A 17,531-nucleotide genomic window follows, 5' to 3' on the forward strand; every position below is an offset into this window, starting at 1 on the left:
TTTCAAAGATATTAGATCAAATCCACCAATTCCACCGTGCATTCCCCTACGAATCATTTCAATTACTTATACGCTTCTCAATAACTCGTCTAGGCTCTATATCAGTTCGCTGTTTGCCTCTGTGCTCGTTATTCGGATGCTATACATACCTCTACGATTATCACTTCGTGTCCACGACGAATCCTGCAGTATGTGAACGGCATTCTCGGTCATTTATTCCTCAGATTCATTATTTAATCCCTTCATATCTGCTTCACGGTGTAACTTCAACTTACTTAACCACACGAACAATTCAATACCGGCTTGCGTGCGGCGAGCGCTTCATCTAGACGGCTCACTACGGTCGTATAAGGCGCATTTTTCACCAGTTCTGGATTGTCCTCGGCTTCCTTGGCGATGGCGATCATCGTATCGACGAATTGATCCAACGTTTCTTTACTCTCTGTCTCCGTGGGTTCAATCATGATGCACTCTTCAATATTAAGCGGAAAATAGATCGTTGGCGGGTGATAGCCGAAATCAAGCAGCCGCTTGGCGATGTCGAGCGTGCGGACGCCGAGTTTCTTTTGCCGGTTGCCAGACAGGACGAATTCATGCTTGCAGAATCTTGGATGCGGCACATCAAAATAAGGCGACAATCTGGCCAGCATATAGTTCGCGTTGAGTACCGCGTACTCAGATACTTTGCGCAAGCCGATTGGTCCCAGTGTCCGAATATACGTATAGGCACGCACTAGGATGCCGAAATTTCCGTAAAAAGCTTTCACTCGACCGATGGATTGCGGAAAGTTGGAGTCCCAGTAATAGGTTCCGTCTTCCCGTTGTCCGACGAGAGGAGCGGGAAGGAAGGGGATCAGCTTCTCCTTAACACCGACCGGTCCTGCTCCTGGGCCGCCTCCGCCATGCGGAGTACTCATGGTTTTATGCAAATTTAAATGAACGACATCAAAGCCCATATCGCCAGGGCGAGTGATGCCCATAATGGCATTGGCGTTGGCTCCGTCATAATAGAGCAGGCCTCCGGCTTCATGCACGATCTCGGCAATTTCCACGATCTGTTCCTCGAATAAGCCGAGCGTATTGGGGTTCGTCAGCATGAGTGCCGCCGTATCGGGACCCACAGCCTTGCGAAGCTCATCCAGATTGACAAGTCCACGGTCATTAGATTTGATCGTAATAGTCTCGAAGCCTGCTACCGTGGCGCTGGCTGGATTCGTGCCGTGTGCGGAGTCAGGGCAGATGACCTTAGTGCGGCGCTCGCCGCGGCTTTCATGATAAGAGCGGATCATCATCAGACCGGTCCATTCGCCATGGGCGCCGGCCGCGGGCTGCAGGGTTACGCAGTCCATACCGGTGATGGCTTGCAGGTCGTGCTGAAGATTGTAAAGCAGCTCCATAGCACCCTGAAGCGATTCCTCCGGCTGATAGGGATGGATTTTGGCGAAGCCCGGGAAGCGGGCGACATCCTCGTTAATCTTTGGATTGTATTTCATGGTGCAGGAGCCGAGCGGGTAGAACCCGTTATCAATGCCAAAATTGCGGCGGGACAAGGATGTATAGTGTCTTATAACGTCAACTTCATACACTTCGGGGAGCTCAGCAGGTGTTTTTCGCTGATACTGGCTTGGAATGAGCTCGCTTAGATCAGCTTCAGGAACATCGCATTCAGGGATTGCGTACGCAACCCGCCCGGGATGACTCATTTCGAATATTAGCGATTTGGCATCGTTCATATAATTTCCTCCAATGCAGCGGCGAAGGCCTCTATATCTTCACGCGTTCTTTGCTCGGTGACGGCAATGAGCATGTGTCCGGCAAGCTCAGGGTAGTCGCGGCCGAGGTCGTAGCCGCCGATGAACCCTCGCTCCAGGAGCCTCAGGTTCAGCTCCTGAATATTCGTGCCGTCCGGCAGCTTGACGGCGAATTCATTGAACCGGCTGCCGCTGAGAGGCAGCAGGATTTTGCCGGACGCGGCAAGACGTTTTGCCGCGTAGTGAGCTTTTTGAACGTTGAGCTTGCCGACGTCCTGAATGCCCTGTTTGCCCATCGTGGACAGATACACGGATGCGCAAAGCGCGAGAAGCGCCTGGTTGGAGCAAATGTTCGACGTGGCCTTCTCACGTCGGATGTGCTGCTCCCGCGCTTGCAGCGTAAGCACAAACCCGCGCTTGCCTGCGCGGTCTACGGTTTGCCCCACGATGCGCCCAGGCATGCGGCGCATCAAGGGCTCGGCGACGGAGAAGTAGCCGCACGTCGGCCCGCCCAGAGCGGCAGCGATGCCCAGCGGCTGGCAGTCGCCGACGACGATATCGGCGCCGAGCTTGCCCGGCGCCTCCAAGAGGCCGAGCGTGAGCGGATTCGCGCTCACGATGAGCAGCGCGCCCGCGCCGTGCGCATGCGGCTTCACCGCCGCGATATCCTCCAAGCAGCCGAAGAAGTTCGGCGATTGGAGGATGACCGCGGCGGTGTCGGCGCTGAGCTTGGAAGCAAGGTCGTCTTGATCGGTCACGCCTTCAGGCGTGTATCCGATCTCGACCACTTCAAGCCCAGCCCGCGGGCGGTCGTGAGCAGGACGGCGCGCGCTTCCGGGTGCACCGCGCGCGACACCAGCAGCCGGCGCCGTTTGGTCGCGCCGCTGGCCAGGGCTCCAGCTTCTGCGAGGGCTGTCGCCCCGTCGTACATCGAGGCGTTCGCCACGGCCATGCCGGTCAGCTCACAGATGTACGACTGAAATTCAAAGATCGCCTGGAGCTCGCCCTGACTGATCTCCGGCTGATAGGGCGTATACGCTGTGTAGAACTCCGAGCGTGAAATGACATGATTGATCACCACAGGCAGATGGTGATCGTAGATGCCAGCGCCGAGGAAGCTGGCATAACGGTCGAAGTCGGCGTTGCGCCCCGCCAGCCTTCGCATGTATCGCAGAAGGCTTTGCTCGTCAAGGGTCGGCGAGACGTCCAGCTCCCCTTGAAACCGCACCTCCTGCGGAATGTCCGCAAACATCTCGTCGATGGACGAGATGCCGATGGTCTCGAGCATGGCTTGTTGATCTTGCTCCGTGACGGGTAAGTATCGATGCTTCATAGCCTGTCAGGCTCCTTTCTTTTTTCGCTAACTCTCAACTAGAGAGATCAGCTGGATTCGTGCACGTAACCCTTCGCCAGTCCTTACTTTCTTTTGTGGAAAGGAGTAGCCACGACCTTGGCCTTCACCAATGAACCTCTAATCTCGACGGTTAACTCCGTGTCTATTTGGCTGAATGCCGAATCGACCAGTGCGAGGCCCACATTTCTTTTATAGGTTGGAGATTGTGTGCCGGTAGTGATCTCACCGATTTTTTGCTCACCTGCATAAACGGCATAGTGCGGACGCGGGATTCCCCTCTCGATCATTTCGATACCGACAAGCTTGCGGGTCACTCCGTACTCTTTTTGATTGGCAAGGGCATCACGTCCGATGAAATCCCCCTTATCCAGCTTAACGAAAGGGGAGAGACCAGCTTCGAGCGGCGTGATGTCTTTGGACAGCTCCTGGCCGTATAAGGGAAGACGGGCTTCAAAACGAAGCGTATCTCTTGCCCCAAGACCAGCGGGAACTAAACCGAATTCTTGACCTGCTTCTAATAGTGTCTTCCACATGTCTACAGCGTCGATATCTCCGATATATAGCTCAAAACCATCTTCCCCTGTATATCCGGTTCTGGAGATCAGTGCTTTCATTCCGTTGACTTCAACATTCTGAAAAAAACGAAAAGGCTTGAGTGTAGCAAGCGGCGCATCCGTCAATTTGTTTAAAATTTGTTCAGAGCGGGGACCCTGCAGGGCTAGTAGAACAGTATTGTCCGATATATTGTTCAAATCCACATTCCCCAAGGCATGCTGCAGCATCCAGTCGACATCTTTTTGGATGTTGGATGCGTTAATGACCAGCATATAGCTGTCATCACCAAGCTTGTAGACAAGCAGATCATCGACCACCCCGCCTTTCGGGTAGCACATCAAACTATACTGGCACTGTCCTGTTTCCAACCGGGAGACATCATTTGTGGTAAGCTTCTGTAAGAAGGAAAGGGAATCGGCTCCACTGACGAGCACTTCCCCCATATGGGATACGTCAAATAATCCGGCCTGCTGTCTGACGGCATCATGTTCTTTTTGAATGCCTGAGAACTGTACGGGGAGCTCCCAGCCCCCAAAATCAATCACTCTCGCTCCATGCTCCGCGTACACGGGGAATAGCGGTGTTCGTTTTAACATTGCGCTTCCTCGCTTTCGATCCACATTTTTAGTGCTGCGGTTATTTTGCCCAAAAACGAAAAAAGAGCAAAAGTACGCATCACAAACACACATACTCTTGCCCTGTCCTTTGTACCTGAGAGTTGCCTCGCTTCCAAAAGCCTTGAACGAGTTTCCCCTTGGGTGTCCGCACATTAGCAGCATAGTGCCAGGCGGATCTCTTCAGAGATGCGTCCAGTACAGGTCCTTTTGCCTGAGAGATTCACCGGTTCGGCTTGCTCCTTCGGCGCCGTTAGGCTTACTGCACGTCTTGCTTAGCAGTCTCTCCCTGTACCATCATTGGCTTCATATTGAATTGTTCTATATACATATTATGAGCCTAGCTTGGACAATACTGCCGATCTAGTTTATCCAAATATTTCAAAACAAAAGTGCTAATCAACTGCCTCCCATGGATAAGGTGATCGCTTGACTTTGTAGTTTCCCTTAGATTAAGCTAAAAGCAAATTTCAGGTAAGCGAGGCGGGATTCGATGAGTCAAGTTCAAGCTAATTTGTTATATACCAAGGAACATGAATGGGTGGAAAAGCTTTCGGATACCTTGGTTCGTGTAGGTATTACAGATTTCGCGCAAGACCAGCTTGGAGATATCGTGTTTGTCGAGCTCCCGAAGGTGGGAACAACAATCACAGCCGAAGACAGCATCGGCAGCGTAGAGTCTGTGAAAACAGTATCGGATATATTTTCTCCGGTAACGGGCAAGGTAACGAACGTAAATAGTACCCTAGAGCAGTCTCCGGAGTTGGTCAACAGTAATCCATTTGATCAGGGATGGATGGTTGAAGTAGAAATTTCAGGTGCAGGAGCGCTCGATGGTCTCCTTACTGCGGCTGAGTACGAGGCGTACATAGGCTAGAAAATCAACTAGTTGCGAAGCGGGGGAACATACATGTTGTTCGGCGAAAAATCGCAAGTTCATAACGATCGCGTGCCGCCAGGGCAGACGCTTACCCAGGGCTGGCCGGTTCTTCATTACGGCTCCGTTCCTCATTACAAAGACATGAGCCAATGGGATTTGAAAATATTCGGCGAAGTGGAACAAGATATTGCATTGTCCTTCGACGAATTTATGGCTTTACCTCGAAAGGAATTTAGAAACGACATTCACTGCGTAACGACTTGGTCCAAATTAGATAATGTATGGGAAGGTGTTGCGGTTTCCGAAATCATGAGCAATGTGCGGCTGCGTCCTGAGGCAACACATGTAATGCTGCATGCTGAGCAAGGCTGGACGACGAACCTTCCGCTCCAAGACTTTCTTATGGATACGTCTTTCTTTGGCATTAAGCACGGCGGTGAGCCATTGAGTCCGGACCACGGTTACCCGGTTCGCATGGTTGTTCCTCATCTTTATTTCTGGAAAAGCGCCAAGTGGCTGCGCGGTATCGAATTTATGTCCAAAGATAAGCCTGGTTTCTGGGAGCGCAATGGGTACCATATGTATGGAGATCCTTGGCTCGAGCAAAGATACGATTTTGATTAATTTGTAATGTACGAGACTTCTGTCCGCGTCCTTGACGTAACAGAGGTCTTTTTTCTATACCGAATTCCCTAGTTCCAATAAGGACTTGACTTTCGATCCGTTACATAATGTAATAATGGATGTTAGCAACACAAGCTTGGAGCATTAGCAATTAACTCTAATCAACCCGATTTCATATACAATATGGAGGATTTACAATGAGCAAGCGTTACCGCATTACTAGAGAGTTCCAACAAAATATATCATCCCAGCCAACAATAACTTTGGAGGAATGCAAGCAATATTTTGCTTCAAAAGAGGATTTTACTTATACTCCCGTTTTTACGGTAACAGGAGAGACCACGATGTCCATTGAAGGGGATTTTTTTATGTGGAGTTATGGCGATATAAAGATTCCGTTTCGTCATTATCAGGGGATCTTTATGTATCCGGGAATAATGAAGCAGTCCTACCCAAGATGGTTGAAGTTGCCAGTGATTTAAGAGCAGATATAGCTGAAGATTAGGTGTGTAGACGATTTTAACTTAGCAGTTGTGTTTTGATAATGAACGTGGTATATTATGAATCCTGTTCCAGACAACCTGGGACAAGCAAGCGCAAAACAAATTGATGAAACGTTCTAAGCACGTTGAGTATCTTCATGCATGGATCGAAAAAAGAAATTTTAAAAAGTACTTGCAATTGAAATTCACACATGGTATATTACTTCTCGCTGCTTCGGTAACGCGGCAGTGAACGAAAGAAATTGTTCTTTGAAAACTGAACAACGAGTGAAGAAAGCAAGTCGTGTAAACAACTCTAAACAAAGAGATTGCAAAATCTCGTCAGCTTTAACATTGAGCTATTAGAAATAACTCTATCGATGAAGATTCATGGATGAGCGACCGCGATTTAGCGGAAGTTATTTATGCCAATCGAGAAGTCGATTCAAGATGTGATACATTTCGATGTGGACATCTTAACCTTATTGGAGAGTTTGATCCTGGCTCAGGACGAACGCTGGCGGCGTGCCTAATACATGCAAGTCGAGCGGGTTTGTCCCTTCGGGGACAAGCTAGCGGCGGACGGGTGAGTAACACGTAGGCAACCTGCCTGTAAGACCGGGATAACTATCGGAAACGATAGCTAAGACCGGATAGCTGGTTTCTCTGCATGGAGAGATCATGAAACACGGTGCAAGCTGTGGCTTACAGATGGGCCTGCGGCGCATTAGCTAGTTGGTGAGGTAACGGCTCACCAAGGCGACGATGCGTAGCCGACCTGAGAGGGTGAACGGCCACACTGGGACTGAGACACGGCCCAGACTCCTACGGGAGGCAGCAGTAGGGAATCTTCCGCAATGGACGAAAGTCTGACGGAGCAACGCCGCGTGAGTGATGAAGGTTTTCGGATCGTAAAGCTCTGTTGCCCTAGACGAACAGCATCAGGAGTAACTGCCTGGTGTGTGACGGTATAGGAGAAGAAAGCCCCGGCTAACTACGTGCCAGCAGCCGCGGTAATACGTAGGGGGCAAGCGTTGTCCGGAATTATTGGGCGTAAAGCGCGCGCAGGCGGCTATTTAAGTTTGGTGTTTAAGCCCGGGGCTCAACCCCGGTTCGCATCGAAAACTGGATGGCTTGAGTGTAGGAGAGGAAAGTGGAATTCCACGTGTAGCGGTGAAATGCGTAGAGATGTGGAGGAACACCAGTGGCGAAGGCGACTTTCTGGCCTATAACTGACGCTGAGGCGCGAAAGCGTGGGGAGCAAACAGGATTAGATACCCTGGTAGTCCACGCCGTAAACGATGAGTGCTAGGTGTTAGGGGTTTCGATGCCCTTGGTGCCGAAGTAAACACAATAAGCACTCCGCCTGGGGAGTACGCTCGCAAGAGTGAAACTCAAAGGAATTGACGGGGACCCGCACAAGCAGTGGAGTATGTGGTTTAATTCGAAGCAACGCGAAGAACCTTACCAGGTCTTGACATCCCTCTGACCGCTCTAGAGATAGGGCTTCCTTTCGGGGCAGAGGAGACAGGTGGTGCATGGTTGTCGTCAGCTCGTGTCGTGAGATGTTGGGTTAAGTCCCGCAACGAGCGCAACCCTTGATCTTAGTTGCCAGCACTTCGGGTGGGCACTCTAAGATGACTGCCGGTGACAAACCGGAGGAAGGTGGGGATGACGTCAAATCATCATGCCCCTTATGACCTGGGCTACACACGTACTACAATGGTCGTTACAACGGGAAGCGAAGGAGCGATCTGGAGCCAATCCTAAAAAGGCGATCTCAGTTCGGATTGCAGGCTGCAACTCGCCTGCATGAAGTCGGAATTGCTAGTAATCGCGGATCAGCATGCCGCGGTGAATACGTTCCCGGGTCTTGTACACACCGCCCGTCACACCACGAGAGTTTACAACACCCGAAGTCGGTGAGGTAACCGCAAGGGGCCAGCCGCCGAAGGTGGGGTAGATGATTGGGGTGAAGTCGTAACAAGGTAGCCGTATCGGAAGGTGCGGCTGGATCACCTCCTTTCTATGGAGACTCGGTTCTGAAACGAACCAGTCAAGTGCTCTAAGAGCACAAACAGCTTCTTCACTCGTGTTCAGTTTTGAAAGGTCAATCTTGGTCCCCAAAAAGTGAAGATAAGCTTCGCAGCCGATTCCGAATACTTTCCGGGGAGCCCCAAAACCCTTTCTTCTAAGTTGACAACTGACATCGCTTTGCGAATCTAACAGTTGCAACGTTGATGATAACCAACAATGCTTCGCATTTGTAATGGTTACATCGCTTGTTCCTTGAAAACTAGATAACGAAAACGAAACGTAAAGCGTGAAACTTAGAAATCCTTTTCGACATCTGGTCAAACAGATGAAGAAAGTTATTTTTAGCAAAGCTGATTCTTACGTAGCAATTATTGCTGCGCAATAATCTAAGGTTAAGCTAGAAAGAGCACACGGAGGATGCCTAGGCGCTAGGAGCCGAAGAAGGACGTGGCGAACGACGAAATGCCTCGGGGAGCCGTAAGCAGGCTTTGATCCGGGGATGTCCGAATGGGGGAACCCAACTGTGGTAATGCGCAGTTACTATGCAGTGAATACATAGCTGCATGAGAGGCATACCCAGGGAACTGAAACATCTAAGTACCTGGAGGAAAAGAAAACAAAATGTGATTCCGTCAGTAGCGGCGAGCGAACGCGGATTAGCCCAAACCAAGGAGCTTGCTCCTTGGGGTTGTAGGACCTCAACGTGGCAAAGGTTTGTTAGGCGAAGTGATCTGGAAAGGTCCGGCAAAGAGGGTAAAAGCCCCGTAGCCAAAAACAAACGTATGCCTAGAGGGATCCTGAGTACGGCGGGACACGTGAAACCCCGTCGGAATCCGGCAGGACCATCTGCCAAGGCTAAATACTACCTAGCGACCGATAGTGAAGCAGTACCGTGAGGGAAAGGTGAAAAGCACCGCGGAAGCGGAGTGAAAAAGAACCTGAAACCGTGTGCTTACAAGAAGTCAGAGCCCTCTTTATGGGTGATGGCGTGCCTTTTGTAGAATGAACCGGCGAGTTACGTTCCCGTGCGAGGTTAAGTCGAAGAGACGGAGCCGCAGCGAAAGCGAGTCTGAATAGGGCGATTTAGTACGTGGACGTAGACCCGAAACCGTGTGATCTACCCCTGTCCAGGGTGAAGGTGAGGTAACACTCACTGGAGGCCCGAACCCACGAATGTTGAAAAATTCGGGGATGAGGTGGGGGTAGCGGAGAAATTCCAATCGAACTCGGAGATAGCTGGTTCTCCCCGAAATAGCTTTAGGGCTAGCCTCGGAGTAAAGAGTTGTGGAGGTAAAGCACTGATTGGGTGCGGGGCCCGCCAAGGGTTACCAAGTCCAGTCAAACTCTGAATGCCATAAACTCATATCCGGGAGTCAGACAGTGAGTGCTAAGATCCATTGTCAAAAGGGAAACAGCCCAGACCATCAGCTAAGGTCCCCAAGTGTGTGTTAAGTGGGAAAGGATGTGGAGTTGCACAGACAACCAGGATGTTGGCTTAGAAGCAGCCACCATTGAAAGAGTGCGTAATAGCTCACTGGTCGAGTGACTCTGCGCCGAAAATGTAACGGGGCTAAACACGCCACCGAAGCTATGGCTTGCAGTAATGCATGGGTAGGGGAGCGTTGAATGCGGGTAGAAGTCAGACCGGAAGGACTGGTGGACTGCATTCAAGTGAGAATGCCGGTATAAGTAACGAAAAGATCAGTGAGAATCTGATCCGCCGAAAGCCTAAGGGTTCCTGAGGAAGGTTCGTCCGCTCAGGGTCAGTCGGGACCTAAGGCGAGGCCGAAAGGCGTAGTCGATGGACAACAGGTTGATATTCCTGTACCACCGTAGCCGTTATGAGCGATGGAGTGACGCAGAAGGATAGTGACGCGAGCTGATGGATGCTCGTCCAAGCAGTGAGGCTGGTGTGTAGGCAAATCCGCACACCATAAGGCTGGGCTGTGATGGGGAGGGAAACTTATAGTACCGAAGGTCATGATTTCACACTGCCAAGAAAAGCTTCTAGCCAGGCGAAGGTGCCCGTACCGCAAACCGACACAGGTGGGCGAGAAGAGAATTCTAAGGCGCGCGGAAGAACTCTCGTTAAGGAACTCGGCAAAATGACCCCGTAACTTCGGGAGAAGGGGTGCCTCGGTAGGGTGAATAGCCCGAGGGGGCCGCAGTGAAAAGGCCCAAGCGACTGTTTAGCAAAAACACAGGTCTGTGCGAAGCCGCAAGGCGAAGTATACGGGCTGACGCCTGCCCGGTGCTGGAAGGTTAAGGGGAGCGGTTGAGGGAGTAATCCCGAAGCTGTGAACCGAAGCCCCAGTAAACGGCGGCCGTAACTATAACGGTCCTAAGGTAGCGAAATTCCTTGTCAGGTAAATTCTGACCCGCACGAATGGCGTAACGACTTGGGCGCTGTCTCAACGAGAGATCCGGTGAAATTTTAATACCTGTGAAGATGCAGGTTACCCGCGACAAGACGGAAAGACCCCATGGAGCTTTACTGCAGCTTGATATTGGACTTTGGTACGATCTGTACAGGATAGGTGGGAGCCGTTGAAACCTGAGCGCCAGCTTGGGTGGAGGCGCCGTTGGGATACCACCCTGATCGTATCGGAGTTCTAACCTGGTACCGTGAACCGGTATGGGGACAGTGTCAGGTGGGCAGTTTGACTGGGGCGGTCGCCTCCTAAAAAGTAACGGAGGCGTCTAAAGGTTCCCTCAGAATGGTTGGAAATCATTCGAAGAGTGCAAAGGCATAAGGGAGCTTGACTGCGAGACAAACAGGTCGAGCAGGGACGAAAGTCGGGCTTAGTGATCCGGTGGTACCGAATGGAAGGGCCATCGCTCAACGGATAAAAGCTACCCTGGGGATAACAGGCTTATCTCCCCCAAGAGTCCACATCGACGGGGAGGTTTGGCACCTCGATGTCGGCTCATCGCATCCTGGGGCTGAAGTAGGTCCCAAGGGTTGGGCTGTTCGCCCATTAAAGCGGTACGCGAGCTGGGTTCAGAACGTCGTGAGACAGTTCGGTCCCTATCTGTCGTGGGCGTAGGAAATTTGAGAGGAGCTGTCCTTAGTACGAGAGGACCGGGATGGACGTACCGCTGGTGTACCAGTTGTCTCGCCAGAGGCATAGCTGGGTAGCTATGTACGGAAGGGATAAGCGCTGAAAGCATCTAAGCGTGAAGCCCACCTCAAGATGAGATTTCCCAATTCGTAAGACCCCTTGTAGACGACGAGGTTGATAGGTTCGAGGTGGAAGTGCAGCAATGTATGGAGCTGACGAATACTAATCGGTCGAGGGCTTAACCTAAGAGCTTTCCGGAGGAAAGCTAGCTTCGAAGCATTAAGAAATACTCACACTTTACGTAAGTTTCGTATCTAGTTTTCAAGGAATAAACCTTGAATGTTTGGTGATGATGGCGGAGGGGATCCACGCGTTCCCATCTCGAACACGACCGTTAAGCCCTCCAGCGTCAATGGTACTTGAACCGAAGGGTTTTGGGAGAGTAGAACGTTGCCAAGCAAAATTGAGTCCTTTGAAGAGAAATCTTCAAGGGTTTTTTTGTTGCAACTATTTGAATGGAGTCGAAAGCTAAAGAAGTTCGCAAAGTCCGTAAATAAAGCAACACTCCACTTCTGTACTGATGATATCAACTTACCTTTATTTTTTGAAATAGTTTACAAGTGAATCAGATCTCCTTAAAACACACGCATCATAATGGGAAAAAATTGCCTTTACCGGTGAAGAAGTGCTTGCTACCAGAATAAGAGCTTGGTGACCTTCATTGAACAGAAGGGGAATCCGTACTCAAGTTACCATAAATGCCGAAAAGACAACATATTTGAAGGCGTTGAGTTATACAAGTGTCCGACAGCAGCGGCGAGAATATCTTTTAAGAATTATGAGGATATCGATTCATCCGCATATCGTGAAGCATATTTAGTTAGCATTGAGGAGCAGTCGTAGAAAGAGTGTAGTATTATAAGAAAATTTAATGGTTGTGTTTTAGTAATGAACGTGGTATATTATGAATCCTGTTCCAGACAACCTGGGACAAGCAAGCGCAAAACAATGATGAAACGTTCTAAGCACGTTGAGTATCTTCATGCATGGATCGAAAAAAGAAATTTTAAAAAGTACTTGCAATTGAAATTCACACATGGTATATTACTTCTCGCTGCTTCGGTAACGCGGCAGTGAACGAAAGAAATTGTTCTTTGAAAACTGAACAACGAGTGAAGAAAGCAAGTCGTGTAAACGACTCTAAACAAAGAGATTGCAAAATCTCGTCAGCTTTAACATTGAGCTATTCAGCTTAACAATAGGTTTACCTTATTGGAGAGTTTGATCCTGGCTCAGGACGAACGCTGGCGGCGTGCCTAATACATGCAAGTCGAGCGGGCTTGTCCCTTCGGGGACAAGCTAGCGGCGGACGGGTGAGTAACACGTAGGCAACCTGCCTGTAAGACCGGGATAACTATCGGAAACGATAGCTAAGACCGGATAGCTGGTTTCTCTGCATGGAGAAATCATGAAACACGGCGCAAGCTGTGGCTTACAGATGGGCCTGCGGCGCATTAGCTAGTTGGTGAGGTAACGGCTCACCAAGGCGACGATGCGTAGCCGACCTGAGAGGGTGAACGGCCACACTGGGACTGAGACACGGCCCAGACTCCTACGGGAGGCAGCAGTAGGGAATCTTCCGCAATGGACGAAAGTCTGACGGAGCAACGCCGCGTGAGTGATGAAGGTTTTCGGATCGTAAAGCTCTGTTGCCCTAGACGAACAGCATCAGGAGTAACTGCCTGGTGTGTGACGGTATAGGAGAAGAAAGCCCCGGCTAACTACGTGCCAGCAGCCGCGGTAATACGTAGGGGGCAAGCGTTGTCCGGAATTATTGGGCGTAAAGCGCGCGCAGGCGGCTATTTAAGTTTGGTGTTTAAGCCCGGGGCTCAACCCCGGTTCGCATCGAAAACTGGATGGCTTGAGTGTAGGAGAGGAAAGTGGAATTCCACGTGTAGCGGTGAAATGCGTAGAGATGTGGAGGAACACCAGTGGCGAAGGCGACTTTCTGGCCTATAACTGACGCTGAGGCGCGAAAGCGTGGGGAGCAAACAGGATTAGATACCCTGGTAGTCCACGCCGTAAACGATGAGTGCTAGGTGTTAGGGGTTTCGATGCCCTTGGTGCCGAAGTAAACACAATAAGCACTCCGCCTGGGGAGTACGCTCGCAAGAGTGAAACTCAAAGGAATTGACGGGGACCCGCACAAGCAGTGGAGTATGTGGTTTAATTCGAAGCAACGCGAAGAACCTTACCAGGTCTTGACATCCCTCTGACCGCTCTAGAGATAGGGCTTCCTTTCGGGGCAGAGGAGACAGGTGGTGCATGGTTGTCGTCAGCTCGTGTCGTGAGATGTTGGGTTAAGTCCCGCAACGAGCGCAACCCTTGATCTTAGTTGCCAGCACTTCGGGTGGGCACTCTAAGATGACTGCCGGTGACAAACCGGAGGAAGGTGGGGATGACGTCAAATCATCATGCCCCTTATGACCTGGGCTACACACGTACTACAATGGTCGTTACAACGGGAAGCGAAGGAGCGATCTGGAGCCAATCCTAAAAAGGCGATCTCAGTTCGGATTGCAGGCTGCAACTCGCCTGCATGAAGTCGGAATTGCTAGTAATCGCGGATCAGCATGCCGCGGTGAATACGTTCCCGGGTCTTGTACACACCGCCCGTCACACCACGAGAGTTTACAACACCCGAAGTCGGTGAGGTAACCGCAAGGGGCCAGCCGCCGAAGGTGGGGTAGATGATTGGGGTGAAGTCGTAACAAGGTAGCCGTATCGGAAGGTGCGGCTGGATCACCTCCTTTCTATGGAGACTCGGTTCTGCAACGAACCAGTCAAGTGCTCATAGAGCACAAAACAGCTTCTTCACTCGTGTTCAGTTTTGAAAGGTCAATCTTGGTCCCCAAAAAGTGAAGATAAGCTTCGCAGCCGATTCCGAATACTTTCCGGGGAGCCCCAAAACCCTTTCTTCTAAGTTGACAACTGACATCGCTTTGCGCATGTAACAGTTGCAACTAGGATGATAACCAACAATGCTTCGCATTTGTAATGGTTACATCGCTTGTTCCTTGAAAACTAGATAACGAAAACGAAACGTAAAGTGTGAAACTTAGAAATCCTTTTCGTTGACTGTGTCACAACAGTTAATGAAAGTAATCTTCTAGTGGTTAAGCTAGAAAGAGCACACGGAGGATGCCTAGGCGCTAGGAGCCGAAGAAGGACGTGGCGAACGACGAAATGCCTCGGGGAGCCGTAAGCAGGCTTTGATCCGGGGATGTCCGAATGGGGGAACCCAGCTGTGGTAATGCGCAGTTACTATGCAGTGAATACATAGCTGCATGAGAGGCATACCCAGGGAACTGAAACATCTAAGTACCTGGAGGAAAAGAAAACAAAATGTGATTCCGTCAGTAGCGGCGAGCGAACGCGGATTAGCCCAAACCAAGGAGCTTGCTCCTTGGGGTTGTAGGACCTCAACGTGGCAAAAGTTTGTTAGGTGAAGTGATCTGGAAAGGTCCGGCACAGAGGGTAAAAGCCCCGTAGCCAAAAACAAACGTATGCCTAGAGGGATCCTGAGTACGGCGGGACACGTGAAACCCCGTCGGAATCCGGCAGGACCATCTGCCAAGGCTAAATACTACCTAGCGACCGATAGTGAAGCAGTACCGTGAGGGAAAGGTGAAAAGCACCGCGGAAGCGGAGTGAAAAAGAACCTGAAACCGTGTGCTTACAAGAAGTCAGAGCCCTCTTTATGGGTGATGGCGTGCCTTTTGTAGAATGAACCGGCGAGTTACGTTCCCGTGCGAGGTTAAGTCGAAGAGACGGAGCCGCAGCGAAAGCGAGTCTGAATAGGGCGATTTAGTACGTGGACGTAGACCCGAAACCGTGTGATCTACCCCTGTCCAGGGTGAAGGTGAGGTAACACTCACTGGAGGCCCGAACCCACGAATGTTGAAAAATTCGGGGATGAGGTGGGGGTAGCGGAGAAATTCCAATCGAACTCGGAGATAGCTGGTTCTCCCCGAAATAGCTTTAGGGCTAGCCTCGGAATCAAGAGTTGTGGAGGTAAAGCACTGATTGGGTGCGGGGCCCGCCAAGGGTTACCAAGTCCAGTCAAACTCTGAATGCCACAAACTCATATCCGGGAGTCAGACAGTGAGTGCTAAGATCCATTGTCAAAAGGGAAACAGCCCAGACCATCAGCTAAGGTCCCCAAGGTGTGTTAAGTGGGAAAGGATGTGGAGTTGCACAGACAACCAGGATGTTGGCTTAGAAGCAGCCACCATTGAAAGAGTGCGTAATAGCTCACTGGTCGAGTGACTCTGCGCCGAAAATGTAACGGGGCTAAACACGCCACCGAAGCTATGGCTTGCAGCAATGCATGGGTAGGGGAGCGTTGTATGTACGTTGAAGTCTGACCGTAAGGACAGGTGGAGCGCATACAAGTGAGAATGCCGGTATAAGTAACGAAAAGATCAGTGAGAATCTGATCCGCCGAAAGCCTAAGGGTTCCTGAGGAAGGTTCGTCCGCTCAGGGTCAGTCGGGACCTAAGGCGAGGCCGAAAGGCGTAGTCGATGGACAACAGGTTGATATTCCTGTACCACCGTAGCCGTTATGAGTGATGGAGTGACGCAGAAGGATAGTGACGCGAGCTGATGGATGCTCGTCCAAGCAGTGAGGCTGGTGTGTAGGCAAATCCGCACACCGCATAAGCTGGGCTGTGATGGGGAGGGAAACTTATAGTACCGAAGGTCATGATTTCACACTGCCAAGAAAAGCTTCTAGCCAGGCGAAGGTGCCCGTACCGCAAACCGACACAGGTGGGCGAGAAGAGAATTCTAAGGCGCGCGGAAGAACTCTCGTTAAGGAACTCGGCAAAATGACCCCGTAACTTCGGGAGAAGGGGTGCCTCGGTAGGGTGAATAGCCCGAGGGGGCCGCAGTGAAAAGGCCCAAGCGACTGTTTAGCAAAAACACAGGTCTGTGCGAAGCCGCAAGGCGAAGTATACGGGCTGACGCCTGCCCGGTGCTGGAAGGTTAAGGGGAGCGGTTAGGGAGTAATCCCGAAGCTGTGAACCGAAGCCCCAGTAAACGGCGGCCGTAACTATAACGGTCCTAAGGTAGCGAAATTCCTTGTCAGGTAAATTCTGACCCGCACGAATGGCGTAACGACTTGGGCGCTGTCTCAACGAGAGATCCGGTGAAATTTTAATACCTGTGAAGATGCAGGTTACCCGCGACAAGACGGAAAGACCCCATGGAGCTTTACTGCAGCTTGATATTGGACTTTGGTACGATCTGTACAGGATAGGTGGGAGCCGTTGAAGCCTGAGCGCCAGCTTGGGTGGAGGCGCCGTTGGGATACCACCCTGATCGTATCGGAGTTCTAACCTGGTACCGTAATCCGGTATGGGGACAGTGTCAGGTGGGCAGTTTGACTGGGGCGGTCGCCTCCTAAAAAGTAACGGAGGCGTCTAAAGGTTCCCTCAGAATGGTTGGAAATCATTCGAAGAGTGCAAAGGCATAAGGGAGCTTGACTGCGAGACAAACAGGTCGAGCAGGGACGAAAGTCGGGCTTAGTGATCCGGTGGTACCGAATGGAAGGGCCATCGCTCAACGGATAAAAGCTACCCTGGGGATAACAGGCTTATCTCCCCCAAGAGTCCACATCGACGGGGAGGTTTGGCACCTCGATGTCGGCTCATCGCATCCTGGGGCTGAAGTAGGTCCCAAGGGTTGGGCTGTTCGCCCATTAAAGCGGTACGCGAGCTGGGTTCAGAACGTCGTGAGACAGTTCGGTCCCTATCTGTCGCGGGCGTAGGAAATTTGAGAGGAGCTGTCCTTAGTACGAGAGGACCGGGATGGACGTACCGCTGGTGTACCAGTTGTCTCGCCAGAGGCATAGCTGGGTAGCTATGTACGGAAGGGATAAGCGCTGAAAGCATCTAAGCGTGAAGCCCACCTCAAGATGAGATTTCCCAATTCGTAAGACCCCTTGTAGACGACGAGGTTGATAGGTTCGAGGTGGAAGTGCAGCAATGTATGGAGCTGACGAATACTAATCGGTCGAGGGCTTAACCTAAGAGCTTTCCGGAGGAAAGCTAGCTTCGGAAGCATAACAAAGTCCCCACAAAGTGACGCGAAGCTGACGAAGCGAATTCCG

General features: G+C 51.1%; 4 protein-coding genes, 5 rRNA genes, 2 pseudogenes and 2 riboswitches. Of the genes and pseudogenes, 8 read left to right on the plus strand and 3 right to left on the minus strand.

Annotated elements, in window-relative coordinates:
* Positions 1–275: 275 nt before the first annotated feature.
* The 3 genes and pseudogenes from gcvPB to gcvT all read right to left on the minus strand — a co-directional run bounded on the left by gcvPB (position 276) and on the right by gcvT (position 4,256).
* Positions 276–1,733: an aminomethyl-transferring glycine dehydrogenase subunit GcvPB gene (gcvPB, locus tag L0M14_RS04180; protein WP_235120983.1), complete on the minus strand. Its 1,458-nt coding sequence runs from the start codon at positions 1,731–1,733 to the stop codon at positions 276–278.
* Positions 1,730–3,084 (minus strand): annotated as a pseudogene (gene gcvPA / locus L0M14_RS04185) (aminomethyl-transferring glycine dehydrogenase subunit GcvPA). Before gcvPA ends, gcvPB begins: the two are co-directional and overlap by 4 nt.
* An 83-nt stretch (positions 3,085–3,167) precedes the next feature.
* Entirely contained in the window at positions 3,168–4,256 is a 1,089-nt protein-coding gene (gene gcvT, locus L0M14_RS04190) for a glycine cleavage system aminomethyltransferase GcvT (RefSeq protein ID WP_235120984.1), read from the minus strand.
* A 100-nt stretch (positions 4,257–4,356) separates the two neighbouring features.
* Positions 4,357–4,463: riboswitch (glycine riboswitch) on the minus strand.
* A 3-nt stretch (positions 4,464–4,466) separates the two neighbouring features.
* Positions 4,467–4,575: riboswitch (glycine riboswitch) on the minus strand.
* A 192-nt stretch (positions 4,576–4,767) separates the two neighbouring features.
* On the opposite strand from gcvT, the gene gcvH reads away from it, so the two are divergent.
* The 8 genes and pseudogenes from gcvH to L0M14_RS04230 all read left to right on the plus strand — a co-directional run bounded on the left by gcvH (position 4,768) and on the right by L0M14_RS04230 (position 17,450).
* On the plus strand, positions 4,768–5,151 hold the full coding sequence (gene gcvH, locus L0M14_RS04195) for a glycine cleavage system protein GcvH (RefSeq protein ID WP_235120985.1): 384 nt from the start codon (positions 4,768–4,770) through the stop codon (positions 5,149–5,151).
* 33 nt (positions 5,152–5,184) lie between these two features.
* A complete protein-coding gene (locus L0M14_RS04200) occupies positions 5,185–5,778 on the plus strand; it encodes a sulfite oxidase-like oxidoreductase (RefSeq protein WP_235120986.1) in 594 nt (197 codons plus the stop codon).
* Between the two features lie 197 nt (positions 5,779–5,975).
* Positions 5,976–6,283, plus strand: a pseudogene (locus L0M14_RS04205) (hypothetical protein).
* A 459-nt stretch (positions 6,284–6,742) separates the two neighbouring features.
* Positions 6,743–8,286, plus strand: a 16S ribosomal RNA gene (locus L0M14_RS04210).
* Between the two features lie 401 nt (positions 8,287–8,687).
* Positions 8,688–11,605, plus strand: a 23S ribosomal RNA gene (locus L0M14_RS04215).
* A gap of 96 nt (positions 11,606–11,701) precedes the next feature.
* A 5S ribosomal RNA gene (rrf, locus tag L0M14_RS04220) occupies positions 11,702–11,818 on the plus strand.
* Positions 11,819–12,628: 810 nt separating this feature from the next.
* Positions 12,629–14,172, plus strand: a 16S ribosomal RNA gene (locus tag L0M14_RS04225).
* A 361-nt stretch (positions 14,173–14,533) separates the two neighbouring features.
* A 23S ribosomal RNA gene (locus L0M14_RS04230) occupies positions 14,534–17,450 on the plus strand.
* The 16S, 23S and 5S rRNA genes sit together here, the layout of an rRNA operon.
* Positions 17,451–17,531 lie beyond the last annotated feature (81 nt).

It is taken from the genome of Paenibacillus hexagrammi (assembly GCF_021513275.1).
Classification (GTDB): domain Bacteria; phylum Bacillota; class Bacilli; order Paenibacillales; family NBRC-103111; genus Paenibacillus_E; species Paenibacillus_E hexagrammi.